General features: G+C 42.0%; 25 protein-coding genes. 15 read left to right on the top strand and 10 right to left on the bottom strand.

Features of this window, described 5'->3' with window-relative positions; all coding sequences use genetic code 11:
• Positions 1 to 28: 28 nt before the first annotated feature.
• The 3 genes from B0H99_RS03110 to B0H99_RS03100 form a co-directional block, all read right to left on the bottom strand.
• On the bottom strand, positions 29 to 1039 hold the full coding sequence (locus tag B0H99_RS03110) for an STAS domain-containing protein (RefSeq protein ID WP_106532175.1): 1011 nt from the start codon (positions 1037 to 1039) through the stop codon (positions 29 to 31).
• A gap of 835 nt (positions 1040 to 1874) precedes the next feature.
• On the bottom strand, positions 1875 to 2351 hold the full coding sequence (locus B0H99_RS17740) for a hypothetical protein (protein ID WP_181313555.1): 477 nt from the start codon (positions 2349 to 2351) through the stop codon (positions 1875 to 1877).
• A 746-nt stretch (positions 2352 to 3097) separates the two neighbouring features.
• A complete protein-coding gene (locus tag B0H99_RS03100; protein WP_106532174.1) occupies positions 3098 to 3490 on the bottom strand; it encodes a hypothetical protein in 393 nt (130 codons plus the stop codon).
• Positions 3491 to 3850: 360 nt separating this feature from the next.
• On the opposite strand from B0H99_RS03100, the gene B0H99_RS03095 reads away from it, so the two are divergent.
• From B0H99_RS03095 to B0H99_RS03075, 5 genes are all read left to right on the top strand, one after another.
• The gene (locus B0H99_RS03095; RefSeq protein ID WP_106532173.1) at positions 3851 to 4912 is read left to right on the top strand and encodes a ketopantoate reductase family protein; all 1062 of its coding nucleotides are present in this window, start codon (positions 3851 to 3853) and stop codon (positions 4910 to 4912) included.
• Between the two features lie 115 nt (positions 4913 to 5027).
• On the top strand, positions 5028 to 5417 hold the full coding sequence (locus B0H99_RS03090; protein ID WP_106532172.1) for a DUF4181 domain-containing protein: 390 nt from the start codon (positions 5028 to 5030) through the stop codon (positions 5415 to 5417).
• 27 nt (positions 5418 to 5444) lie between these two features.
• Positions 5445 to 5978 (top strand): YcxB family protein, encoded by a 534-nt coding sequence (locus tag B0H99_RS03085; protein ID WP_106532171.1) that lies wholly within the window; start codon positions 5445 to 5447, stop codon positions 5976 to 5978.
• Between the two features lie 179 nt (positions 5979 to 6157).
• On the top strand, positions 6158 to 6943 hold the full coding sequence (locus B0H99_RS03080; RefSeq protein WP_106532170.1) for a hypothetical protein: 786 nt from the start codon (positions 6158 to 6160) through the stop codon (positions 6941 to 6943).
• 242 nt (positions 6944 to 7185) lie between these two features.
• Entirely contained in the window at positions 7186 to 7617 is a 432-nt protein-coding gene (locus B0H99_RS03075) for a VOC family protein (RefSeq protein WP_106532169.1), read from the top strand.
• A 98-nt stretch (positions 7618 to 7715) separates the two neighbouring features.
• Here B0H99_RS03075 and msrB read toward each other — a convergent pair whose 3' ends face one another.
• The 3 genes from msrB to B0H99_RS03060 form a co-directional block, all read right to left on the bottom strand.
• Complete coding sequence (msrB, locus tag B0H99_RS03070) at positions 7716 to 8831, bottom strand: peptide-methionine (R)-S-oxide reductase MsrB (RefSeq protein WP_106532168.1); 1116 nt, start codon at positions 8829 to 8831, stop codon at positions 7716 to 7718.
• A 38-nt stretch (positions 8832 to 8869) separates the two neighbouring features.
• Complete coding sequence (locus tag B0H99_RS03065) at positions 8870 to 9400, bottom strand: TlpA family protein disulfide reductase (RefSeq protein WP_106532167.1); 531 nt, start codon at positions 9398 to 9400, stop codon at positions 8870 to 8872.
• A 209-nt stretch (positions 9401 to 9609) separates the two neighbouring features.
• Positions 9610 to 10296: a hypothetical protein gene (locus B0H99_RS03060; protein ID WP_106532166.1), complete on the bottom strand. Its 687-nt coding sequence runs from the start codon at positions 10294 to 10296 to the stop codon at positions 9610 to 9612.
• Between the two features lie 347 nt (positions 10297 to 10643).
• Between B0H99_RS03060 and B0H99_RS03055 the strand changes: the two genes are divergently transcribed.
• Positions 10644 to 11456, top strand: coding sequence for an alpha/beta fold hydrolase (locus tag B0H99_RS03055; protein WP_106532165.1), 813 nt, complete (start codon positions 10644 to 10646; stop codon positions 11454 to 11456).
• A complete protein-coding gene (locus tag B0H99_RS03050) occupies positions 11453 to 12085 on the top strand; it encodes a CPBP family intramembrane glutamic endopeptidase (RefSeq protein ID WP_106532164.1) in 633 nt (210 codons plus the stop codon). Before B0H99_RS03055 ends, B0H99_RS03050 begins: the two co-directional genes overlap by 4 nt.
• Positions 12086 to 12152: 67 nt before the next feature.
• On the opposite strand, the gene B0H99_RS03045 is transcribed toward B0H99_RS03050, so the two are convergent.
• Complete coding sequence (locus B0H99_RS03045; RefSeq protein WP_106532163.1) at positions 12153 to 13931, bottom strand: choice-of-anchor I family protein; 1779 nt, start codon at positions 13929 to 13931, stop codon at positions 12153 to 12155.
• Between the two features lie 253 nt (positions 13932 to 14184).
• Between B0H99_RS03045 and nhaC the strand changes: the two genes are divergently transcribed.
• The 4 genes from nhaC (at position 14185) to B0H99_RS03025 (ending at position 18214) form a co-directional block, all read left to right on the top strand.
• Positions 14185 to 15612, top strand: coding sequence for a Na+/H+ antiporter NhaC (gene nhaC, locus B0H99_RS03040; protein WP_106532162.1), 1428 nt, complete (start codon positions 14185 to 14187; stop codon positions 15610 to 15612).
• Between the two features lie 146 nt (positions 15613 to 15758).
• Positions 15759 to 16238 carry an NUDIX hydrolase gene (locus tag B0H99_RS03035; protein WP_106532161.1) on the top strand — a complete coding sequence of 160 codons (480 nt, stop codon included), beginning with the start codon at positions 15759 to 15761 and terminating at the stop codon, positions 16236 to 16238.
• Between the two features lie 107 nt (positions 16239 to 16345).
• A complete protein-coding gene (locus B0H99_RS03030; RefSeq protein ID WP_106532160.1) occupies positions 16346 to 17575 on the top strand; it encodes a MalY/PatB family protein in 1230 nt (409 codons plus the stop codon).
• A 78-nt stretch (positions 17576 to 17653) separates the two neighbouring features.
• Positions 17654 to 18214, top strand: a complete 561-nt coding sequence (locus tag B0H99_RS03025) for a DUF6155 family protein (protein WP_106532159.1) — start codon at positions 17654 to 17656, stop codon at positions 18212 to 18214.
• Between the two features lie 49 nt (positions 18215 to 18263).
• Here B0H99_RS03025 and B0H99_RS03020 read toward each other — a convergent pair whose 3' ends face one another.
• Positions 18264 to 19571 carry an acetamidase/formamidase family protein gene (locus B0H99_RS03020; RefSeq protein ID WP_106532158.1) on the bottom strand — a complete coding sequence of 436 codons (1308 nt, stop codon included), beginning with the start codon at positions 19569 to 19571 and terminating at the stop codon, positions 18264 to 18266.
• A 194-nt stretch (positions 19572 to 19765) separates the two neighbouring features.
• On the opposite strand from B0H99_RS03020, the gene B0H99_RS03015 reads away from it, so the two are divergent.
• Together B0H99_RS03015 and B0H99_RS03005 are read left to right on the top strand one after the other, a co-directional pair.
• The gene (locus B0H99_RS03015; RefSeq protein ID WP_106532157.1) at positions 19766 to 20566 is read left to right on the top strand and encodes an SDR family NAD(P)-dependent oxidoreductase; all 801 of its coding nucleotides are present in this window, start codon (positions 19766 to 19768) and stop codon (positions 20564 to 20566) included.
• A gap of 309 nt (positions 20567 to 20875) precedes the next feature.
• On the top strand, positions 20876 to 22072 hold the full coding sequence (locus B0H99_RS03005) for a M14 family zinc carboxypeptidase (RefSeq protein WP_425440376.1): 1197 nt from the start codon (positions 20876 to 20878) through the stop codon (positions 22070 to 22072).
• Between the two features lie 96 nt (positions 22073 to 22168).
• Here the strand turns inward: B0H99_RS03005 and B0H99_RS03000 are convergent, their stop codons facing one another.
• Positions 22169 to 23080 carry a GNAT family N-acetyltransferase gene (locus B0H99_RS03000; RefSeq protein ID WP_106532155.1) on the bottom strand — a complete coding sequence of 304 codons (912 nt, stop codon included), beginning with the start codon at positions 23078 to 23080 and terminating at the stop codon, positions 22169 to 22171.
• A 230-nt stretch (positions 23081 to 23310) separates the two neighbouring features.
• Between B0H99_RS03000 and B0H99_RS02995 the strand changes: the two genes are divergently transcribed.
• Positions 23311 to 23781 carry a hypothetical protein gene (locus tag B0H99_RS02995; protein WP_106532154.1) on the top strand — a complete coding sequence of 157 codons (471 nt, stop codon included), beginning with the start codon at positions 23311 to 23313 and terminating at the stop codon, positions 23779 to 23781.
• A 112-nt stretch (positions 23782 to 23893) separates the two neighbouring features.
• Here the strand turns inward: B0H99_RS02995 and B0H99_RS02990 are convergent, their stop codons facing one another.
• Complete coding sequence (locus B0H99_RS02990) at positions 23894 to 24862, bottom strand: sugar phosphate isomerase/epimerase family protein (RefSeq protein WP_106532153.1); 969 nt, start codon at positions 24860 to 24862, stop codon at positions 23894 to 23896.
• Between the two features lie 201 nt (positions 24863 to 25063).
• Between B0H99_RS02990 and B0H99_RS02985 the strand changes: the two genes are divergently transcribed.
• Positions 25064 to 26053, top strand: coding sequence for a LacI family DNA-binding transcriptional regulator (locus B0H99_RS02985; protein ID WP_106532152.1), 990 nt, complete (start codon positions 25064 to 25066; stop codon positions 26051 to 26053).
• Positions 26054 to 26162: the final 109 nt, after the last annotated feature.

Genomic DNA, 26162 nt, shown 5'->3' with positions numbered 1-26162 from the left:
GACGGCTTTTTGTACTTCGGCTGTAAAGTTACACTATACGACGGCCGCTTTTTCCAAGTGCATAATAGATGCCGTGCTGAAGTGATTGCAGGCATTCGTATTTCTTTAAGTTTGTAAAGGTCTGTGAAATAAGCAGCGCCAGTTCCGGGGAGACGCCAACCAAAATGACTTCTGTTCCCAGTAAGCGGGCAGAAGCGCTTAATTTGTCGATCATTTCGGCAGTATGTTCGGAAATTTGCTTTGTTAGTCCGGTAAGATCCAGTAGCAGATAACGCGCTTGGTGCTTTGGTAGATGCTGGAGTGTTTTAATGATTAAATCTTCCGCCCGTTCTTCATCGTAACTCCCAATCATTGGAACGACAATAATGCCTTCAAGCACTGGAATAATCGGAGAAGAAAGTTCTTTCACTAAGTTTTGCAGCACTTTCGTGTTTTTATCAACGAGCTGTTCAAGCTGTTTGATCTGTTCTGCTTCCTGGCGCCGCGATAATTCATGGATATTTTGTTGTACGGTTATTTCGGAAGGGAAATATTCAACAACGCTGTACGGATTTTCGTCACTCTGGTATTGATGGGTCTTGTACCAGAAATCATGGCCGAAAAGGCCGGTAAACACTCCGGCATAATGGGAAGGGACGAAAATTCCTTCTATTTGTTTATTGTCTGATTTGTTTAATTTGTATTCCCAGTCGTTTTGGATGTGCAACGTGAAATGATTGGTTGCTTCATCCATTTCCACAATTTTAACTTTCCCCCAACCGGCAGACATATATGTATTCGAGATCCAGCCGACTACATTAGAGGCATTGATATTCTTCATGTCCCGGAATCCTTCGCCGACAATAACGCCTTGCCGGAAACCGGTAGTTTCTAGCACAAGGTTTGTCGCTTCAACCCCGGATATTTCACGGATGGAATCAAAAAAGGTCTTCATTGCCGAGATCCAGAAAAAGACGACATCTCCGCCTTCAAATAATACTTCTCCCGACTCATGATCCCACTTCAATTCAATTCCACCAACGGTAAATTCATTTTTCATGGTTTTGCTCCTTCGCTCTAATCTAACCTTAATTATATAGGGTATTTCCTAAACTTGTCGCTACAGAATGAAAATTAGTTTACTATCGTATTCCCATTATTCCGGTTATTTAAAACGGTTCTATGGGAAATAAGCGATTTTCAAAGAATTATATGGTTTTTGATAATCGTTTTCTTTCTAAAGTGTATATTGAAAGAGTGGTGGAATAAATAGTCGAAGGAGCCATGTTATTTATGAATTTTAAGAATATCACTGATGTTTTATGGAGCTAAATTGTCTGCGAAACCGCATTTAAAGAATTTGGTGTGTGTAAATGATGGCTCAATTGTAAGGCTGAAAGAGAATTATTGAAAAATTGAGGGGCAAAGCAAGAAGAGGTTGATACAATCTATGAACGCATTGCATTCCAAACGAATCTAGCAACTGCTGCAGCGTACTCAGACCTTATAATCTTAGCGATTCTTGAAGTTGTGAATATCCGGATGAATTCTATAAAAAATTAAGGAAAACTGGTGTCGGCTCATACTGTCTTTGCAATAAACTTGTCCATGTTACTTCTAAGCAAGTTCGCTGAAGCAACAGGACTTTCGGGAAAATTCTTGGTGGTGCACTTTTCCAATAAATTTGAGATTAACAATCCAGCTAAAATCATTTACATCCGGAACCGATTCAACTGTTTTTATGATCTGGTCACTGAAGAAGTTTTCTACAGCTACTCAAATCCCGCTTTCTTAGAACCAACTTTTAATACGAAATACCTTAAAACATTAAAAAGGAACACCCACCTTATTCAATAAGGTAGGTGTTCCTTTTTATTACTTAATAATATCTGAAATTACTTGTCGTCGTAATGTCCTTTGCCTTTGCCTTTATCGTGCCCTTTGCCTTTGCCTTTATCGTGCCCTTTGCCTTTGCCTTTATCTTTGCCTTTGTCTTTGCCTTTATCTTTGCCTTTGTCTTTATCTTTGCCTTTGTCTTTGCCTTTATCTTTGTCGTAATAATGTCCTTTGCCTTTGCCTTTATCATGCCCTTTGCCTTTGCCTTTATCATGCCCTTTGCCTTTGCCTTTTCCATAGTCTTTATCTTTGTCGTAATAATGTCCTTTGCCTTTGCCTTTATCGTGCCCTTTACCTTTGCCTTTATCATGTCCCTTGCCTTTGCCATGACCATAGTCTTTGTCTTTACCATAATCTTTGTCTTTGTCGCCGTAATAGTCTTTGCCCTCAGAATAATCACCAGAAGCAAAGGCAGCACTAGCCGAGAAGCCGAACGTTAGGAATAGAGCCATTAAAATCGTTAGGTATTTTTTCATTTTTTTCTCTCCATTTCATAATTTGATTTTGTTTATTCTCTAGGCGGCTGGGATATAGAGGGATAAACTTTCATCGTTATGTACTTTAAGAGATTAAGCACCCCTTTCAAATGGATTGAATAATAGAAATATGGTGTTTCTATTATTTCTTGTAAATAACAGAAATTTGGCATAGAAGTTATTTATAAGAAATAATAGAAATTTGATGTATGAGTTATTATCTTATACTAAATATCAAAAAATTAATATAGTTTTCTGAATACTTAATAAATTCAGGTTATATAACCCAGATATAAATCTGAGGAACGTGCGAATATGACCGATTATTATTGATCTCTCTAAAATTTCAGGTAAATATAACCAGTGAAGCAACTTATCTATAAAAATGCGAGAGAAAGAAAGAAGTCCTTATATCAATCGACAATTATATAGTTTGAATTTCATTAGCGATTTATATATTTAGATGCCTATTTTACTCTAGGAGATGATTTAACATAATAGTCATATCAAATGGGTTATGTTACCTGAACAGGAACGGGGACAAAGGCTACTAAACAGCTTTTTACTTCTAGCCAGAAGTATATGAATTTGGCGTTGATATGCAATTGGTAAGTAATTTGAATTTTGTTTAGTTAGCTGCAAGGTTTTCCGAAGCGGAGTTTTGAAAAAATTAAGAACAGCTATTTTCAAACATAAAAAAGAACAAGCTCCTTGTTTAATGAAGGGCGCTTGTTCCTTTTTATTGATTAATGGTGATGGTGTCCGCGTTTCTTTTTGCCATGGCCTTTTTTGTAGTCATCGTCATCGTCGTCGTCGTCATCATCATCATCGTCGTGGTCATGGTGTTTTTTGTGCTTTTTATGGTGTTTATAATAATAGTGTTTGTGCCAGTAGAAATGTTTTTTGCCATGCTTGTAATAGTAGTGTTTGTGCCAATAGAAATGCTTGTTGTGCTTATACTTTTTCTTGCCGTCTTTGTACTTATCATCATCGTCATCTTTGTCGTAGTCGTGTTTTTTATCTTTTTTATCACCGTAGTCATATTTATGATCATCATGATCGCCATGTGCCAGAGCTGCAGTAGAGCTGACACCGAATATTAGAAAAATCGCCATCATAATCGTAAAGAATTTTTTCATCCTCTTTCTCTCCATTTCATAATTAGATTTTGTTCATTCTCTAGGCGGTGGGGCATAGAGCTTTAAACTTTCTTTATTATGCACTTTGAGAGATTATGACCTCCTTTTTTCTATGTAGTATTAAAAAACAGAAATAGAAGATTTCTGTAATTTATTAAAAATACTAGGAATTTGATTCTTTCTGAGCTCATTCTATAACAAAAAGCAAAAAAATACTATAGTTTTTAGAAAATTTAATGTATTTAATTTTGCATCCCAATTTGGTTCTGGGTGCAACTAGCTGTTTATAAAAATTATCGAATCCAATATACTGAAAGCAAATCAAATGCATGGCCTTTACATAGGAAAGGGAGGGCCTTTATGAAAAAGAAAATTCTTATTTATGGAGTTGGGCCATTTGGAAGTTTATTTGCTGAACGCCTCTCGGAAGCAGGCCATGCAGTATCCATTTTGGATCACGGACAACGGCAGGAAGATTTGAAGAAGTATGGCATTGTCATTGAAGATGTCTCAACAAAAGAACAAACGGTTATCCGCCTTCCGGTAGTGGACCATTTAGGTGAAGAGGATTTTTATGACCTTGTTATCATCCCAGTGCGAAAAAACCGGATATCAAGTATTTTGCCGTCACTTGCCGCTAACCATAAGGTCTCCACTTTTTTATTCATGATGAATAACGCAGCGGGACAAAACGAGCTTGTAGCCGCTTTAGGGCAGGAACGGGTCATGATTGGCTTTCCTTTGCCAGGCGGGTATCTCGATGGCCATATTGTTCGGATGCTGCCGGTAAACGACAAAAAACCGATAACTTTGCCGATTGGGGAGCCCGATGGCAGAGTGACTCAAAGAATGAGAGATGCCGCAGAAATCCTAAATTCGATGCGCGGCTATCAAACGGAGATCCGGCGTGACATGGATGCGTGGCTGAAAACGCATGTTGCACTACTTGTACCGACGTTTGTACCGGCGGTTTACGCATGTAATATGGAGGCTAAGCATTTTGCAGAGACACGGGATGCACGAGTTCTTAGTGTCCGAGCACTTCATGAGGCGTTTCGTGCCCTGGAAAGTGCCGGAGTGCATCTTTCTCCTCCGGGCATTAAGCGGCTAAAATACGTGCCGGAGCCAATTTTCGTTTTTTTGCTGAGCAAACTTGCAAAAACTGAAACGTTTCACAATGCCGTTGAAGATTTAAAAACCAAACCGGATGAAATCAAACACTTAGCTAATGAATTTTTTGAACTAATTCAGACAAGTCCTGTGGAAATGCCCGCAATCAATCAACTTACGGCATATATCTTTCAAAATCAGGAACCGATGACTTCCGGCCAAAAAGACATTCCGCTGAATTGGAAAGGCGTTTACGGAATCCTCGCTGCTTTAACAGTAGCGGCTGGTATGTACAGAATGATTAGAAAATGACCCTTCGAAGAGGATGCTAAGTAACTTGCATCCTCTTTTGTTAATAGTGCAGGTAAATGAAATTTATAAAGAGAATAATATAAACAAGAGAAACAAAAGAAAAGGAAGGGTGTGAGTGAATACAGCAACGGTTGCAGGTTTAGTCATTGCATTTTTAGTTTATTTGATTATCAGCCATTTTTACTTTAAGAAGCGGCTCAATATAAAAGCGAAATCGACTTTCATGTTTCACCAAGACCGCAGCCGAATTAGCGTTGCCATCGATGGCATCCTCTTGGTTGGGTTCATTTATGCTATGTTTTGGATAAATGTTGAAAAAGAAGCAGAAATGTTTTCGGGCGTTATAAAGATAAGTCCCTTGTTTGCCTTGTTCTTTTTAACTAGCCTAAACCGCGGAATCGAGGAACGGGTGCTGCACCGGGAAGAAAAAGCATATTATCATGACTGGCTAGAATCATTACTGTGCTTGGCAGTCTTTTTTATTTTATTGATTGGGGAACTATGAACAAAACTTAAAGGAGTAAACTAACCTATGGAAATCAATTACAGTGTAACCGAAGAAGCATACATAGACTTTAATTTATTTCATATTAAAAATTCCAAATCAACACAAAAGACGATTACCATTCAACGAGTAATCATTCCCATCATTTATTTACTGATACCAATTTTATTTTCTTATATTTTGGACCTGCCTTTTCTGTTCTTATTTGTTCCTTTTTTTGTATTCAGTGTACTATGGGCGGTTTTTTATCCGGTTTTTGTGTACCGTAACGTAAAGCGTACAGCGAAAAAGATGATCCGAGAAGGTAAGAACGAAGGCATGCTGGGAAATCATAAGATGATTTTCTCGGATGAAGGACTTCGGGAAAAAAGCAGTAAAGGAGAAAAAAAGGTATATTGGTTAGGTATTGAGCATTTGGCTGAAGATACCGATAACTTCTATTTGTACAACATTGCAGTAAGTGCCTTTATAATTCCGAAAAAAGATGTAGGGAATAGAGCGGAACTGAAGAGTTATCTACTGAAAAAAATCGGTTCGCTTGAATCCGGCATGAAAAATTAGTAAGAAGTGGCTTAGGCTGCTTTTTTTATTTATTACGAAGAATGGTTTTAATAACTCAAAAACTTTTATTATTCAAAAGAAAAGAATATCGAACCAATGATTTTTGTTAGGCAGACGTTTCATATATGCATTTAAAAGGAATTTCAAAGACATCAAGCCGGATAGAAAGCAGGGATATGATGGATGAGGGAACAACCAAACTGCTGATGAAGAAAGTGAAAAAATACCGCAACTGGACCGAAAGTGTCTTTATCAATCCAGTTTACTGGAAAGTCAACGGCAAGCCTTATTTTATGGCTGGCTTTTTGAAGAACAATGAACCGGCAGGAACGGCTTATGTAACAATAGGAGAAGAAATTAAGGAAGAAGCGTTTGAAGCGCAGCAGAAATTGGCGCTTTTTGCTAACCTAAGTTCGAATATATTCCAAATTGGTGAAGCGCGGCTGAAAGTGGAAAGCTCCTACTATATAAATCCTTTAAATACCTCAGTGTCCAAAGAGGAAGTGAAAGCAAGGCGGGGAAGGGATGCATTTGCTGGGCTCTGGGATGTTCAGCAAAAGTTCAACCGATTGATTAAAGACTTCAGACATTATTATGAGTATGACGTACTGGCTCGCGAACAACTTACCGAAACAGACTTGACGAAAGTGCAGGAAACAGCAAATCGGGTTAATATGTATCAGTACTTGACCTTAACGACTCTGTTAGCAAATCACGAAGAGCTTCGTGCCTTTTCGAATTTCCTGGAAACAACGAATGACAGAAAAAAGCTGCCAAGGAATCAGTTGGATTTTGTCAAAGGCATAACGGAAAATAAAGAAGTGATGGAACTTAGCTTAGCCAAATTAAATATGATAGTAAACGAAGATCTTGAAAAGATGGAACTGCTGAATTACAGCTATAGCGTATGGAAAAATAACCGAATTATTGAAGGCCAACGGAAATATATCCGCTATCCAAAGTGACTCATACAAGAAATTTCATAGCTCATTAAGCCATCGTTCAAGGAAAAGGAATGGAGGCTTTTTATTGTCTTTAATTTTCAGAAAAGTATAGCAATTAAACGAGCGGTAAGGTATAATCAGTTTATATAAGAACGTTTGTTCTGTTTATTTTTTATCATTTATCCAGGCGTATTCTAAAAGGCCGCTCACCTTTAAAAATGCGCTCGCACTATAAAATAAGAAAAAGAAAGGGAGAGTTGGCAATGCCGATAGTTGCATATATGATTTTTAACGGAAACTGCCAAGAAGCTGTGGAGTATTATACTGATGTTTTCGGAACAGGGATGCCTGAGATTATGAAGTTTGGAGATATGCCTCCGGAAGAAGGATATGAAATGCCGGAAGATGCGAAAGACTTGGTCATGCATACGGCTATTAATATATACGAAAGTGAAGTCATGTTTTCAGATGCCATGCCGGGGGCAACTGTTCCTTTTGGGAAGAACATTAATTTGACCATAGTTTCGGACGATTTAGAGAAAATGACTGCCGACTTTAATCGCTTGGCCCAAGATGGCAAAGTGACTATGAAGCTGCAAAAAACATTTTGGAGTCCGGCATATGGCGCATTAACAGACAAACTTGGAATCGAATGGCAGTTCAGTTATGATGATGGATCTTATACAGGAAGTTAACGAATCGCTGGATATAAGTGAGCGTTATGTCCGGCTTTTCTCTTTTGAATTTCATGAAAATGAGCCTTCTCAGATAGAGAGAGGCTCATTTTTTTATATTATAGAATGCTTTTCAAATAGCCATATCCCGCTTCGTCCATTTCTTCCTGCGGAATAAAAAGAATCGAAGCGCTATTTATGCAATAACGCAAGCCGCCTTTATCTTTCGGTCCATCTTCAAACACGTGGCCAAGGTGGCTGTCGCCCGAACGGCTTCTTACTTCAATGCGCACCATATTGAAACTGGAGTCTTTATGTTTAGTTACAACATTTGGTTCAATCGGTTTGGTAAAGCTCGGCCAGCCGCATTGGGAATCGTATTTATCGGCAGAGGAGAATAACGGTTCTCCGGTCGCCACATCTACGTAAATTCCGGGTTCATAATTATCCCAATATTCGTTGGAATAGGCGGTTTCGGTATCGTCATTCTGCGTGACGTTGTATTGGGCTTCGGTCAACTTTTCTTTTAATACTTCATCGCTTGGTTTTGGATATTTGGCAGGATCGATCAAAGCGGGGATATCTTGGTCTTCCAGCGAATCAAATTCAATGTGGCAGTAACCATCCGGATTTTTTTCAAGATAGTCCTGATGATATTCTTCTGCCAAGTAATAGTGTTCCAATGGTTCGACTTCCGTTACGATAGGGTCATCATATTTGCTAGCTTCTTTCGCTGCTACTTTGTCAATAACAGCTCGGTCCTCCTCATTTTTATAATAGATCCCGGTTCGGTATTGCTCGCCGCGGTCATTGCCTTGCTGGTTCAGAATCGTTGGATCGATAATGACGAAATACTGGCTTATTAACTTCTCCAAATCTACACGCTCCGGATCGTAGCGGACATGTACGGTTTCAGCATGTCCGGTGTTTTTTCGTGTAACTTCTTCATATGTCGGATTTTTCGTGCTGCCATTGGCGTAGCCGGAAGTCACGTCATAGACTCCATAAACGCGGGACATATAAGCCTCGACTCCCCAGAAGCACCCGCCGGCAAGCCAAACGTCTTCCAGCTTATCAGTGTCAAATTCCAGTTGCGCATTCGGATTGTCCGGAAATTTTGAGGCGCCGGCCGCTGCATCGCCGACTCCAGAGTTTGACGTAAGCGATGGCAGTGATGAACAACCGGTCAATGCCAATAATAGGAACAGCAACATTACTAGCCATTTGGTCTTCATTCCAATCGGTCCTTTCCTTTGTGTAAACAAGATTTGTTTTATTGAATTGAATCAAATGTTTCTATAATCTGTTCGTTGCTGACGTGTCCTTGCTGGCGTTTAGCCAAAACACCGTCCGAGCCGATGAAAACGGAAGTTGGATAGCCGATAATGCCGTATTGTTCAAAAATCGGTCCGTCTTCGTCCAAAAGCACTTTAATATTCGAGGTGTTTTCGACGCCTTTAAACCATTTGGCAAACGATTTACTGTTTTTTTCAGCGTTCGAACTTGGGGATACGATAGTCAGTACAACAAAATCAGTGTCTTTGCCTGCCAGAGTATTCAGCTCTTCCATGCCTGCAAGGCAAATCGAACACCAAGAAGCCCAGAATTTTACGTATACTTTTTGGCCGGTGTATTCGGAAAGTTGATGCGTATTTCCTTGCAGATCCAGCAATTCAAAAGGAGGGGCCGCTTTGCCGTCATTTATTTGGCCGGCGTTTGCCGTAGCAGTAGGGGCGGCTGTTGAGCAAGAACTAAGCACAAAGGCAACAAGTGAAATTAAAAGCAGATATGATAACGTTTTCATAAAAAACATCCTTTACTTTGGAATAGGAGAGGAGGTTAGGCAGACGGCAGTTTAAGTTATGTAAAAAAGATTACTGATTCTACATCTATCATATAGTGGACTTCCTACAAATGATATTGAAGCATCTTAAAAGAAATTCAAACTACCTGAAATGTGTCGGTGGAGTGAAGTAAAAAAAGCCCCTGCTTTATGCAGGGGCTTTTACGTTATCAATGTTTGCCTTTGCCTTTACCTCTGTCTTTGCCTTTGTCTTTGTCTTTATCGTGACCGTGGTCTTTATCTTTTCTATCCCATTTGCCTTTAGTAACTTCTACATCAATGACTTTTTTATCGTAGTAGGTTTTTTCGTTTTCTTTATACGTTTTTTTGTCTACTACGTACACTTCTACGTGCTCTTTTCCATAAACCTTATCATAGTATACTTTTGTTTTTTTGCTGATCAAATTGCCTTTTCTTGGCTTGCCTTTGTATTTTTTAGTAGTAACCGTTGTTTTGATGATTTTTACAGGAGTCGTTGTTTTCTTGACTTTTTCCGTTTTTGTTACTTCATCCCAAGTGGTATGTTTTGTGATTTCATATGTGGTTTTTGTCGTCACGTCTCTATACCAATTATGCACGGGATGTTTTTCTTTTGTTACATCTACATCTACTTTTTCAAAAGTTGATTTGTCGTGTTTCTTTTCAGTTGAATAATCAGTGAATTTTTCTGTTTTGACGATTTTATCATGTGTAACTTCTTTCTTTTTAGTTACAACGGTCGTGATGCCATCTTTGTAGGTGACTTTATCGTCATGGCCATGATCGTAATCGTGACCGCCTCCTGTACTTGCTATTGCTCCTGAAGTAAAGCCGAACATAAACATAAACGCTATTAAAATCATTGCCAGTTTTTTCATGTTTTTTCTCTCCTTCGTCTCGTAAGTTTGAGGTGGTTTTTGACAAGATCAAAACTAAACACAGGCATTTGGCTAACAGCAGCAAGAAACTAATCCTTTTGATTCATTAAAACTCTACTTTCTAAGCGGCCGCAAAAGAAAAGTAGTTCAATGTCTCTGCACCGATTATATTATAAAAAACAAATAATTACTATATATTTCTGAATATTTTAATAACTTTTTTTGATTTATCTCCATTTTCTCTTTTTGGACCTAACTAAAGCGTTTGTTTTGTTTTGTCTATGCTAAAAATCGGGTATCCCGGGAGTACTACTGAATTTATTTCTGATTAGGAGTGGACTCTGTTTATGCCATATGCTGAAATCGATGATAACCTTTCTATCTATTATTGGAGTAAAGGCGAAGGAATGCCGATTGTCTTTATTCATCCCTTTGTAATGGGTCATAATGTTTTTATGCACCAAGAACAACTTGCAAAATACTATAAGACTATTTTTTATGATTTAGCAGGACATGGAGAAAGTTCAAAAGGCGACCAGTCGATTACGATTGGCCTTCTTGCCGATCATCTGAAGCTATTATTGGATAAGCTGGGTATTGAAAAAGCGGTAATCTGTGCCTATTCGCATGGCGGCTTGGTTGCCCAGGAGTTTGCCTTAAAATATCCGGATCGGGTGATGGCAATGATTTTGTCTGGCGGATATTCCGAATTGAATAATTTCTCTCCGATCTTCTTCATCAAATCAGTCATGTATATGGCAAAATTCCGCCAGATTCCGCTTGCTGCAAAACTGCAGGCTAAGCTGAATCATTATTACCCTGAAGATGAAGAAAAGATTTATGAGTTAGCGAAGAAAACGGACCCGCAGCGCGCGTATGAATTTTGCAGGAACGGCCTTGACTATAAATCCACCTACTCTATCCATCGGATGAAGATGCCAATTTTGCTTATCTTTGGCACTCTCGAAAAACCGATGCACCATTACCAGATTCCTTTTTTAAAGGCAGCTCCCCAAACAGAAGTTATTTACATCGACAAAGGAACCCATCAAGTGCCGATCGGATCTTTTCAAGCATTTAATGGGGCTGTACATCAATACTTGAAGCCCATCAATGAACAGTATTTACAAGAACAGCGCCGGGATGGGGGGAACCCATGAAGAATGCCGTTCGTTTGATTGGACCTACGCTCATGATTTTTATCGGTCTGCAATTTTTTCAGAATGTCGTCGTGACATTTCTGTTGTTTTTCGGTTGGCTTTGTTTGGTGCCGCTTATTGATAAAGCTTTTCCGAGAGAGCGGATGAAGCTGGATAGACAGGCATTCTTAGTAGGCGTCGGAAGCGGACTGGTTTTTTTCCTCTTTGTTTACGGAGGCGTCAGTTGGCTCCATGTGTATTTACTGGATATCAATAAACTTCGTGTGCTGTTGTTGGACTGGGGTTTTGCAGGACCTTTAGAAATTGCTTTCATATTGTTATTCGTTTTCGTTAATCCAGTTTTAGAGGAAGTGTATTGGAGAGGATACATGTATGAAAAGCTTCGGATAAATGGCACGGCAAGCTATGCAATTATCATGACTTCGATATTTTACACTCTTTACCATGTCCTGACGGTATTGCATCTGTTCCAATCGGGTTATACACTGGTTGCAGTTATGCCAGTATTACTCGCCGGATTATTCTGGGCTTACATACGGGAAAAAACAGGTTCTATTACAGCTACCATCATTGGACATTCGATTGCAGATATTGCAATCATGTGTGTGTATTGGTTTATAGTAAGATGAGAAGTTGATGCAAACTAAAAAGCTGAATCTCCTGGCCAAAACGACTAGTCCATTCAGCTTTTTAGGGTTATTTCGAAAGAAAAGTAGCCAATTTTTTAGGTGCCACTAAAATTGAATTTGCCAGCTCTGAAATTGGATTGTTCGCTGCGGTTTTTCCACCCTTCACTTTTTCTTCCAAAGAATAAACGGCAATAGTGCCGGATACTTCATGGGCAGCCAGAAGAAGGGCCTGGCCAGTCGGGCTTTGGTCTGAAGCGACGAAGGTCAATCCTTCAGGAGCTACATCTCCGCTTTTTTCAGAGATTGCCGCTCCTTCACCGTTAAAAATACGGCTTGAGAAATAAGTGTTAAATTTAGGGGCGGCAGGTTTTGATAAATCGTAGACCATAATTCCCCCTTGCCGCTCAAGTCCAATAAACGCGTAGTTTTTGCCTTGTACGTTGCCGGTAATGACGCTTTCCGGTTCAGGCCCTTTATCGTCGCTTCTATTATCAAAACTATCTTTATCATTGCTGGTATTGAAAAAATCGGGAAAAGCTTGGGCAGCAATTTGTTCGAAGTCGTCGCCGCTATCATACGCTAGTTCCATGGAATCGGCGTCCCAAACAGAGAAAGAGCGTCCGCCGTGGCCATATATTGCCTCATACTTGCCGTTTTCATTTTTCGGCTGTGCTGTCGATGTGATCAACCGACCCAGCTGGCTTTCATCAAAAAGGCCGTTTTCCACTAGCTTATCCAAACGGTTTTGGTTATAGCCTTTATACATATCGGCGTTCAACTGGTAGTCGTCTTTTAAATCAGCAACACGTGCTTCTTCAGAAAAACCTTCCCAGTCCTGCAGATCGCCTTCGTTTGCTGACAAAATATAAGTTTTGCCATCCGCTTCAAAACTGGTGATGCCGTCTGGTTGATACATTGACAGGACCGGCCAATTGCGGATATTTATAGCATCGTCTTTGTTTGATGCATCAAATTTGTTTTTAGGAAGTGAATGATCTTTGTAGCCCAAACTTTTTACCGAGATAAATTCTTTCTTTTCGATATCCAGTTTTGCGAACGCGTTATTTTCCTGCAAAGCCACATAAGCGTACTTGCCATTTCCGTCTACAGTGATGTATTCGGGTTCCAGATCCTCGGCGTAAGTGCTGTCCGGATGGACTTTTCGGACGCCGTCCTCGATGATTTCTTCATTAAAGGTTACAGTTGAAACAGCATCAGCGCCAATGTTTTCAATTTCTGAACCAACGTCGATAAAACTGACAGAACCTTCAGGATTTACAGAATAATCTTCAGTCGGTTCGCCTTCATTCGCGACCAGCAGTGTACTGCCATCTGGTGTAAATGTCAGCATATCCGGCAAAGCGCCTACTCGTACATTAGCAATTGGTTTGCCGTCCACCGTCATAAAGACGACAAATCCCGGTTCTTCTTTACGGAGAGCAGGGGCTGCTACAGCGATATAACCACCGTCCGGATGAATGGCGACACTCGTGACATCCGATGCCTCGACACCCAGTTCGCTCAACGGAATTCGGGTCATCAGTGGGATATCAGTTGTTTTTTTGGTTTTTAACACACTCATGTCCAGAATATCGAGCGCATTTTCAGCACCGTTTACAGAAAAAGCACGGAAAGTCGTCGGATCGTAAACGACAATTTCGGTACCGCCTTCATCAATTTTTGCACCGCTTTTGTAACGGCCCACCAATTCGACATTCAACCCCTGCTTGCCTTTGTCAAAATGGATGAGGGTCTCTGATGCAATGCTTTGCGAAGGGACGGCGAATAGAGAGAGTGAGAGTGCACAAACTGCAGCTGCAGGAATAAACCTATGGATTGTTTTCACGTTTTCAGCTCCTATCGATTTTTGTTTTCATTCAAACCATACCAAGGAAACTTGAAGCTGGCGTGAAAGATCTGTATGGAATTTGTAAACAATCGGTCAGCATCTATTAAAAATAAGTAAAAGAAAAAAGCCTGATAAGAAGGAGAATGAATTTTTTATCAAGAATACCTTCTAAACTATGTGCAAGTAGCAGCGTAGAGCAGTGTAAAAGCGTTTACATTCTTCAATAAAAAGGGGAGAGGGAGGAAACGGCATGGAAAAGAGAATGACTTTTGGAAGGGCTATATTACCGCTGATTGTCATGATTTCCGTAATGCTTGCAACGATTGTCGTACTTAAACAAGGTCCGCATATTCCGTTGATTGCGGGAGCGGTTGTGGCTGCGTTGGTTGCATGGCGTTCAGGCTATAAATGGAAGGAAATCGAAGAGGGGATATATAAAGGGATACGCCTCGCTTTGCCAGCCATTATCATCATTATCTTGATCGGTCTCATTATCGGGTCATGGATTGGTGGCGGAATCGTAGCTACACTTATTTTATATGGTTTGCAGATTTTAACGCCTGCATTTTTCCTTGTTTCGATTACACTGATATGCGCCATTGTCTCGCTTGCTATTGGAAGTTCATGGTCAACAATGGGAACAGTCGGAGTAGCGGGGATGGGCATTGGACTTAGCATGGGAATTCCAGCGCCAATGGTTGCAGGGGCGATTATTTCAGGATCGTATTTTGGAGATAAAATGTCTCCCTTATCCGATACGACCAACTTGGCTGCAGGATTAACAGGTACAGACTTATTCGTTCACATTAAACATATGTGGTATACGACTATTCCGGGACTGCTGATCGCATTGGCGGTCTTTTGGTACTTGGGCCGAAACTTCTCGTCTCAAGAAACTGATACAGCAGGCATTGCTGAAACGGCTGCTGTTCTAAGAGAAAGTTTTGTAATTTCACCTTTTCTGTTGATTATTCCGTTGATTGTCTTTGTGTTGGTAGCTAAAAAAGTGCCAGCCATTCCTGCACTGGTTGTCGGAGTTCTTCTCGGTTTCCTGGCACAAGTGTTTGTGCAGGGAAGTTCCGTTTCGGATGCGGTAAGCGCGCTGCAAAGCGGATACGTCATAGAGACAGGCAACGTGCTAGTCGATGAGTTATTTAACAGGGGCGGATTGGACAATATGATGTATACCGTATCGATGGTACTGGCAGCCATGTCCTTCGGAGGCATTTTGGAACATACAGGGATGCTTCGGGCTATGATGAATAAAATATTAAAAGTTGCCAAAACCAGCGGCAGTTTGGTTGCAGCAACTGTCCTTTCCGCTATCGGCACAAATGCAGCATGTGCCGAACAATACGTTTCCATCGTCGTGCCTTCAAGAATGTACGCCCAGTCCTATAAAGACAAATTGCTCCAGTCTAAGAACTTGTCCCGGGCGCTAGAAGATGGCGGTACGCTAACTTCTGTATTCTTTGCCTGGAACACATGTGGCGTCTTTATCTTTGGAACATTAGGAGTCAGTGCTTTCGATTATGCGCCTTATGCTATTTTCAATTTTACAGTGCCGATCCTTTCAATCATTTACGCTTTGACTGGGTTTACGATTACTAAAATGTCAACAGAAGAAATTGCGGAAGTCAAACGGGAGAAAATTGCATCGGCACAAGCACGGGCTTAACATTTTCCATATATAATCTATGCAAACCAGCCATCTGCCTAACCAGGAGCAGGTGGCTGGTTTGCGGTTTATTCATGCCTAAAACTGTCGGGTAAGCTACACTATAGAAGAGTATAATAGCAGAAAACCAAAGGAGCGTTTTTGATATGGGGTATGTAGAAGAGCTGCGGTCACTTGTCGGGCACCGTCCGTTGATCCTGGTCGGTGCAGTTGCAGTCATTGTGGACGAATCAGGCAGGCTGTTGCTTGAGGAGAGGAAATTTCCGAAAGATAAATGGGGACTGGCCGGCGGCTTAATGGAACTCGGAGAGTCAACAGAAGATGTGGCGAAAAGAGAAGTGTACGAAGAAACAGGTTTAACAGTCAAACGGCTGCAGTTGATCAATGTCTATTCCGGACCTAATCATTTTGCGGTTGCCGCAAATGGCGACGAATTCTATACAGTTACAGCTGCCTATTACACAGACGATTATGAAGGAGAATTAAGGGTCGACGAGGCGGAGTCTCTCAGTTTTAAATTTTTTTACCCTGATGAATTGCCGGAAAATATGATTGGCAGCCATCGAGTTGTTATCGATGAATTTCTGGCGAAGCATTACCAGTTCGATTTGCCGCCAAAGCGATGAGGAAAATCCTTTGGAAATCGTCGGCTTCACAAAACAAAAAACGGGTATAAATGAATCAACTATGTTTACATAAAAGAAAAGCAATCAACCCGAAAGGAAGGATATGAATGAAGTATAATTTTGATGAAATCGTCAATCGAAGAGGAACGTATTCATTAAAATGGGATGGAGCCGACATGATCAAAGCGTTCGGCATAACCGAGCGTTTTGACGAAGAAACGATTCCGCTGTTTACCGCGGACATGGATTTGCCAGTGCCGCAGCCGCTAGTCGATGCCTTACATAAAACAGTGGACCATCGGATCTTCGGCTATTCGGTCTTTCCGGAAGAATATTATCAAGCAATCCAGAATTGGTTCAAGAGGCGCTATGACTGGGAAATTAAAAAAGAACAAATCGTCTATAGCCCGGGTACGGTCCATGCCTTAAATGTTGCAGTTAAAGCTTTTACCCAACCAGGGGATGGGATAATCATCCAGCGTCCGGTCTATCCGCCGTTTACAGGAGTGGTCGAAGGCAACGGCCGCATTGTGGTCAATAATGCCTTGAAAGCAGACGACACCGGTTATTATTCTATCGACTTCGAGGATTTCGAAGAAAAAGCGAAAGACGGGCATACGAAAATGTTCATTTTGTGCAATCCCCACAATCCAACGGGCCGCATTTTTAAAGAAAATGAATTGAAAAGGTTGGCGGATATATGTTACCGCCATGATGTGCTCATCGTTGCGGATGAAATTCACGGAGATCTGATCCGCAAAGGCCAAACATTCCTTCCTATGGCCACCGTTGCTGAACAAACAGGCCATATTTTAACTTTGACTGCCATCAACAAAACCTTCAACACTGCCGGGCTTCATTGCACGAATGTTATTGTGACGGATCCGGATCGAATGGCGGTTTTTGCGACCGAAATGGGTATGCAGCTTGGTTCTCCTTTTACAATTGCTGCTTTGATTGCTGTGTACAACGAAGGCGAAGAGTGGCTGGAGCAGCTTTTGGAGTATATAGACGGCACAATGGACTTTGTGAAAACCTTTTTTGAAGAGCATATGCCAGAAGTGAAGGTCCGGATTCCAGAAGGCACCTATGTGTTGTGGCTCGATTTCAGCGGGTACAATTTATCGCCTGAAGAAATTCATGACCGCATCTACAATAAAGCGAATGTCGTCCTAGAAGATGGCAGTATGTTCGGGGAGGAAGGCGAGCAGTATCAGCGCATTTGCATTCCATCGCCGCGCCCGCTGATTAAGGAAGCACTGGAACGAATCGCTCGGGAATTCGAGGATGTCTCAGGAAAAGCCAAAGGGAAAGCAAATGGCAACCCAACCAATTAACAAAGCATAAATTTCAAGAAGGGTTTAGTGTGGGCGGCGCCGAATCTAGTAAGTGCAGAAAAATGGAGGCGAGAACTTATGGCAAAGTTGACTACTGACGACTTAAAGAAACATTTAGAGACTTATGAGCGGGAAGAACTCATGAAACTCATTATGGATCTATCGCAAATGAGCAAGAAAGCCAGAAAGCATTTATCCGCGGAAGTAAAAGCTGAAGAAGAAGCCCATTCTCTGTATGAAGAGTCGAAGCGAACGGTAACTGCTTATGTTAGCCCGGACGAGGAAGACTCGCAGCCACGGTTATCCAAGGCGAAAAGGACGATAGACGACTATTACAAATCGACTGGCAACAAAGAACTCAGCGTCGATTTGATGCTTCATTTTGTTGAAGCCGGAACCCGATTTGCCACCACCCACAAAGAATTAGAAGAAAAATTTTATTCAAGAATGGTTACCATGTATACAAAAATTGTAGACGAATGTGAGAATGATGAACTCCTATTCCATCAATTCAATGAACGCTTGCACAAAATCCTTGAAACAGCTGCGCCAATTGAAAATGACTATCCGGCTATCTTAACGGACAAGTATCATTCAATCAGATGGGTGGAAGACCAGGAGCAAGGTGTAACAATCTAATCGTGCATAATAAAACCAGCCCTGTAATAAAGAGGGCTGGTTTTTTATATTAACCATATTGGGTTTTAACTAGATCGAATAAATTGGTTTTTCTTAAATACTGCTCTGGAGCCAAGAAAGTCACTGTGATGACGCCCGGGTGCCGGCCGATTTCAATTGCTCCCGTAATCGTCGAGCGGTTCATGATTTCCGGTACACTTACCCCGAAAAATTCTGCGGCTCGGTTTAATCCGTTTTCAGTGGCGTCGTTCAAGTTTGGTCCAGATCCGATAAAAGAGACTGGATACGATTGCTCGATTTTTGCAACGTTCCATTTATCTGCGATTTGCTGGGCGGACTGGCGTTCTTCTTGAGTGAACGGTTTGGCTGTATAAGGCAAATCTTCAACATTGGGCAGCAAAATCGGACCTTTAATGTTCATTCCTTTAATGACATGGACTTGAAGATGGGCAATGCCAGACACATCCGCCGTATGCCCGGCAATCTCGCCGTCTCCCTGCATGGCGTGCATATCCCCAAGATAAACACCGCCGCCTGGCACCTTAACAGGGCATATCAAGACAGCGCCGGCGCGCACGCGGTTGACATCCAAATGGCCGTCTGTCCGGTGCGTTTCAAGTTCTTCCTGAGTACTTGTATAATCATGGGTGGCGCCGACCAAGAAAGAGCCGAAGTCTCCAGCGTTATGGGAATCCGGTGTCGGACGTGATGGCGTTGTCCCTAATTGGCCAAGGAATGGACGCATGCGTGCCATGGTTCCGACCATATCGTGTGGTGCAAATGTGACTACCGGATTTTGAACAGATGCTTCCGGCGTCTTCATATATTCCCGGCCATCTTTCGCAATCGTTTCGGCTGCATCTTGCGGAAGTGTAAGGCCAACATCCCCTTTTTCACCAAAAAACATGGTATAGCCATTTGTAAAAACAAATGGTGTAGCATCCGCTCCACAATTAGCGCAGCGGATGGCTTCCATGCCGATTCCTTTGATGACCGTCTTTGGATTCTTCGTGCCGCATTCCGGACATTTTGCCGCCACGAAACCGTCGCCATCTGCTCGGTCCTCATATACTTTGTCATTGCCGGAAGCAGTGGCTTGGGAAGTCACATTAATAGAATTAATCCGGATGACAATGGCATCCCCAGGTTCTGCCCCTTGTACATAAACTGGACGTGTCACTTCATGCCCGCCTTTGATGCTTGGCGTAATCATCGGTCCCCAACATCCTGGCGCAGTATTTGCAATAATATATCCGCCGTCTTTGACTGGACCGAGCATTTCTTTTTCAGGGTCTAAAATTCCATCAACAAACTGATTAACAAATAGTGTTTCGACTGCAGTTTTAGTTTTGTTCATGTTAACCCTCCTCCATAATAGTTCGACTATTCAAATTATATAACGGACAGACCCTCTTTACCAAGTGCTTATGGGCTGATAACAGCAAAAGCAAATTAGATGAATCCAAGAATTGACTGGGCAAATGCCGCATGTTTTACTTTTCTGGTTGAAAGGGAAAAGATGAGCATTCAAGTAGGAGAGGAGACGGCTAAATGTCTATTTTTTCAACTGAAGCGTTAAAAGGTAAACACGTGCTGATCACTGGAGCCACAGGCGGAATCGGCTATGAAACGGCCAAGGTTCTGGTAGAGATGGGAGCATGGGTCACCATAACTGGACGCAATAAGGAAAAACTGGAGCAATTGAAAAAGGAATTGCTCCAGGCGGCGAGCAATGAGCAAGTTTTTATTCAGCAGGCGGATTTGGCAAAACAAGAAGACCGCGAAAACCTGGTGGCGCAAGCCGAGAATAAGTTTGGCTTTATCTATGGCTTGGTCAATTCGGCGGGAATTGGCGGCGGAAATGTGGTCGAGGAGCTGGATGAAGAAACGCTCGACCGCGTCATGGAATTGAATTTCAAATATACGTTCCTGCTAACGCAAAGGGTTTACCGGAAGATGCTTGAGAAAAAGGAGGGGAGCATCGTTAACTTGGCTTCACTTTCGGGGCTGCGAGGTACCCATGGCGGCACAGCTTATGCTGCCAGCAAGTTTGCAGTTGTCGGCTGGACGCAGTCGATGGCTCTTGAAGCGATTGAGCACGGCATTCGTGTCAATGCAGTGTGTCCGGGTTATGTCGACACTGAAATGGCCTGGAACAGCATTAGGCGGCGAGCTGAGAAAAACGGAATTTCATTTGAAGAAGGAATGAAACAGGCGGCAAGCGAAATTCCATCCGGCCGATTGTCGACGCCGGAAGAAGTGGCGAATTCGATTGCATTCTTGTTGACGGACGCATCAGGCAATATTGTAGGAGAATCATTAAAAATTTCAGGCGGCAGTGTGATGAGATAATGGGTAGAAAAACGATTTTGCCTTCTCGATTTGTTGAGAAGGCTTTTTGCTGATCTCTAAAATTCTCTTATTTAATAAAACAAAGAAAACTATTGCTAAGTCTAAAGGTTCAAACCGATGTAATTCCTTTGGGGCAGAAAAAGAGAGTTTCATTTTTAAATCCGTTACTAAAAGATTAAAAATTCAAAATACATTTACTATTCGTTTTGAGTTTGGTATGTTAAGTGCAATACTTAATGGAATAAAGAGTAAAAAATAAAAATAACAAGGAAATTAAAGGGAATTTTAATTTAAAAGGAGCGGGTAGGATTGAAGAAGAAATGGGCGAGTACGATTGGGATAGCAGGATTATGTGCAGCATTGGCAATGCCAGTTTATGCAGCAGAGACAGAAACCAGACCGGCAACGCATCATCACGATTACAGCATTTCCGGATTTGTCGATTATGTTGAGCTGCAAAAAAGCTTGAAGCAGATCGAAGCTTCGAGCAAAGGAACAGTACAAGTGGATGTAGCCGGACAATCTTTTGAAGGCCGGAATATTTACACGGCAAGAGTGGGGACAGGAGATAAAGTGATTCTTGTTCAAAGCGAAATCCATGGCAATGAAAAAACAGGTACGGTCGCTTTGCTTAACTTGTTGAAAACTTTATCTGGAAACTCGGCTCAAGCTAAAAAAATTCGTGAAGAAGTGACACTTGTATTCATGCCAATGCTGAATCCGGATGCATCCGAAGCCGATAAGCGGCGGAACAGCATGACTTGGGCTGATGTCGTCGAAGATTACCCGCAATTGGCCGGTGCCAAGCCTTCATGGAACTACTTGGACCGAGGAGTGAGCCAAAGCTATGACTACGGTAAAAACCCCGGATTTGACGTTAACCGCGATTTCAATCCGGATCTTAGCTATGTTCCGGAAGCAACGGATTTCCCGGGAGCTTCCAATTTGCCGGGCTGGTTCATCACGCCTGAATCCCAAACATCACGTGATGTTTACAAGTCATTGCAAACTGAGTTTGGCAATGTAGATGTCTTTATCGATCTGCACCATCAAGGAATGTACTATGTAGCAGGAACCAACGATCCTGTAACGCTTTCTTTATCCGCTCAATTTGTTCCAGATCCATCAACTCCTGAAGGTGCGAAGTACGCAGAATATGCGGACAACTATAATTATGATTTATCAAGACAGTTGAACGTTGCGGCTTACAATGAGCTGCAGTCATACGGAAACTCGAAATTCACAAATATCTCGCTTTATTCTCAAGGCTTGGATCTTCCAGGCACTGCTCTTGGCTCCTATGCATTAAATGGCAGCGGCACGGTGCTGTTTGAAGTAAAAGGACAGACGCAATCGTTGGGACAAAAGGAAAAAGGGCAATTGGTGAAGTCTGTTGAACGGGGACTTTCAGCGATTGTAGAAAGTGTCGCGGATGGCTCGGTGGAAAAACTGAACCCTGAAGATTACGAAAAAATTCCATTGACTTCTTCGAGGCCGGCTAACTGATCAGTAGTGTGTTTTTGGAAAATAGAACAAAGAGCTTAAACGCCTGCATCTTTTAAAGATGCAGGCGTTTATTGAATGTAGGGTTTAATTGGTCTGCTATTGAGATAAAGGAATATTCTCTTTGTTATCATGCAAATAATTCGTATTTTCTTTTCGCCAGACGCCATAAAGCATCCAGGGGGAAGGCAATTCAAAAGCATGTTCTTCCGGAAAGGATTGTACTTGGTCTTTCGTCAAATCCATCCAGATATACGTTTTCTCTTCGGTTTCGCTCGATAAATTTTTATAGTTTTTCGAAATGGTTTCCCATAGCCCATCCTGTTCCATTAAATCATTCCATGGATAAATGGCATGGAGATAGTGGTATTTCTTGAAATCCTTTTTCGTGATCAGAACACGGGTACGGGTTTCGTTTTCATAAAACGACCATTCTGCAAGCTTATCTTCAGAAAATAAATCCTTAGAAGCAGGGAATGGATAATAGCATTCATACGGAAAGACTTTGCCTGTTTGTATATAAAGTTTATAAATCCATGATTTTTTCTGGTCAAGGCCATAAATTTCTTGCCATGGAACCCCATTGGACTCCAATTTCGATAGATCTTGTGTTGTGGCACTATAAAGAGTGGAGCATTCACGGAACCCGGTTTTTTCAAGAACGCGCCGGGCAGCCTCATTTTCTTCCTGTGTATTCGCGCCAACCCATTGAATACGGGGAAGCTTGAACGCCTCATCCCTAACATAGATTGTCAATTGAGTGGCCAAAGCTTGGCCCCTAAAGCGGATGTCGCTCCGTATCCGCCCAATCATCGCGTAGCAATCCGCAAAAATTGTATAGCCGCAGACACTTGTCAGTTGGTTGTCCAAAAACAGCCCATATAGCCGGTTGTTCTCCGTGGTGACAAGCCGCTCAAAAATCCGTTTGACGTAATCATCTTCGATGCCGGTTTCCATCGCTTCAAGAAAAGGGAAATCCTCGAGCGTTAGTCTCCGGATTGACTGTTCCATCCGCTGACACTCCTTGCCCATACTTGTCTCTATAAAATGAAGTTGATCAATAATGTAAGAAGAATAGAAATAACAATTGAAATGATGATGCTGCTCATGCAACCCATACGCATACATATCCCACCTTTTTTGTAATAGTGAACATTACCCTTTTAGTGGGACAACTCAAACTAACGAAAATTGGTATAATGGGTTATATAGACATGCGTTATTCAATTGGAGGGAATAGAATGAAGCCGAAAATGTATCGAAGAGATTTGGTGACCAAGGATGATATTTGGAATGCGGTGATAGCGACCATCAGCGAATACGATTATCCGACAAGAAATCAGCCTGCTGATGAAGCATTTTTAGCTTTTCAATACTATTCAGAGCTTGAAAGCGGCGGCCATGAAATTTTGATGAACTGGTTTTCCGGGCATATCGAAGAAGTAGGCGTCACAAGTTTTTTGGATGCCTTGGTAGGCTCTCTTGAGGCAATTGGAGCTTATGATTATGCTGCTATCGAAAAGAATTATGGCCAGGAAATGTGGCAAAAGTTCAAGGCGCTGGAAAACGGTGAAGTCAAAGAAGGTGAGTTTTATGCGGTCGTTGAACAAGCAGATTGGGAATACCATCAGCTGGATGGCCGAATTGCGGAATTACTCGAGACTTATTTTGTAGATGTTCATATGGAACTGATTGACGTCATTCAGGACTAAGATTTTCGAACTCTGCTTTTTTAATAGGAGGCAATTATTTTCCCTTTCAGCAAAATACATTCTGAAATACGAAAGCCCCACTCAATAACTGGAGTGGGGCCTTTTTATTCTATTAAGCCCACCACATCTCGCCGACGGACTCTTTGACAATGAGCGGCTTTAAGTTTTCAACGGCCTTTGTAAAGCCTTCGTTGATCGACATTAAGCCGTCTTCGTGTTCAATGCTGACGACGTAATCGTAGCCATAAAGCCGAAGTGTGCTGATAATGTCTGCCCACGTCTTTAAATCATGGCCAAAACCGACAGTGCGGAAATACCAGGAGCGGTCTTGCATCTGGGAGTAGTCGGTCATATCGGTCAGGCCGTTGCGATTCATGTTGGGCTGATCGATGATGGTATCTTTCGCATGAAAATGATGTATGGCTCCTTCACGCCCTAGAATTTTAATGGCTTCAACCGGATCGATGCCTTGCCACCACATGTGGCTTGGGTCGAGGTTTGCGCCAATTGCCGGACCGCATGCTTCCCGCAGCCGCAGCATCGTCGCTGGTGTATGCACGGAAAAACCGCCATGAAGCTCTAAGCCGATTTTGACATTAAGTGACTCGGCCAACCTGTTTTTTTCCTTCCAGTAGGGGATAAGCTTTTCTTCCCACTGCCATTTGAGCACTTCCTGGAAATCATGCGGCCAGGGAGAGACCGGCCAATTTGGATATAGGGCATTTTCATGATCGCCCGGACAACCCGAAAACGTGTTGACTACCGGAACGCTGAGTTTAGAAGCCAGCTGCATCGTTTTAACCAGCAATTCATCGGCGGGACCGGCTATCCCTTTTTGCGGATGGAGCGGATTGGAGTGGCAGCTGAGTGCGCTGATCGTCAAGTTGGCATCGGCCATTTGTTGCCTGAAGCGGTGGAGTTTTTCATCATCAGCCAGCAGTTCATCTACTTTGCAGTGAACCTCGTTTGCATAGCCGCCTGTGCCCAGTTCGATCGCTTCCACTCCTTTAGAAGAAACAAAGCTTAACATGTCCTCGAAATTCTTATCGGAGAATAATACAGTAAAAACGCCCAGTTTCAAAAGAATCCCCCCATAGTAAAATATCAGAATATACTGAAATGTAAACCGTTACATTTTTAAGATATAGATAATATTCAAGTAAATCAACCCTTTATTTAAATTTAAAATTTATATTGACAGATAATTCTGAAGATAATACTATGAAAATGTAATCGATTTCATTTTAAACATTAATGAAATCCGGGAAAGTAGGAAAAGAAGATGGCAAATATCCAGCAAGTAGCGAAGCAAGCGGGAGTTTCTGTCGCCACAGTATCGCGCGTCTTGAACGGCCAGAACAAAGTGGCTTCAAAAACAAAACAGAAAGTGGAAGAAGCGATCAAAGAATTGAATTACGAACCGAGCATGCTTGGAAGAAATTTAAGAAATTCCGAAAGCCGGATCATGCTGATTTTAATTCCGACTATTTCTAATCCGTTCTATTTTGAAATCATTAAAGGAATTGAAAATATGGCGCTCAGCCAGAACTACAGCATCCTACTGTGCGAAACGGATTCCAAGCCGGAAAAAGAAGATATCTATTTTGACCTGGTACGCAAGAAAATGGCGGATGGCATCATTTCAATGGATCCTGCAGTAAACGTGGAGACGTTAAAAGAGTTGGCGGAAAAGTATGCAATCATTCAATGCAGCGAATATGGAGGTGGCATCGATATTCCATACGTAACAATCGACAGTGAGGAAGCGTCATACCGGGCAGTCAAGCACTTGATCCAAATCGGGCATCGTAAAGTTGCCTTGATAAATACGGACGAAAAATTTTCGTATGCGCGTGAACGAAGAGCAGGTTACCAGCGGGCATTGGCGGAATACGGGATTCCGGTAATCGATGATTACATCCTATACACCCAGCAGCTCGGGTTCGAGCATGGACAACAGGCAATGAAAAAAGTTCTGGCATTGCCGGACCGGCCGACTGCAGTTTTCGCAGTATCGGATTTGCTAGCGATCGGAGCTTTGAAAGAAATCAATGCAGCAGGTTTGGATGTTCCGGAAGATATGGCGGTAGTCGGTTTTGATAAAATCGACTTTTCGAACATGACCAATCCGACACTGACAACAATTGCCCAACCGATGTACAAAATGGGGACCATTGCGGCGCGGATGTTAATCGATCTCCTTAAAGGGGAGCAGGTCGACAGTGTCATTTTAGAACACGAACTTATCATTCGGGAGTCAACATCGGGTTAATGCAGCTAAGACCAGCGCTCTGTTATTAAGGGGGATTAATGATGGAGCGCTGGCCTTAGTTGTGAATGTAAACGTTTACATTGAAGGGGAGCTTTTTAAAAAAACAAAG

The organism is Planomicrobium soli, from assembly GCF_003014655.1.
In the GTDB taxonomy this organism is placed as follows: domain Bacteria; phylum Bacillota; class Bacilli; order Bacillales_A; family Planococcaceae; genus Planococcus; species Planococcus soli_B.
The sequence above is the reverse complement of the archived record's forward strand: the minus strand, read 5'-3'. Positions and strand labels throughout refer to the sequence as shown.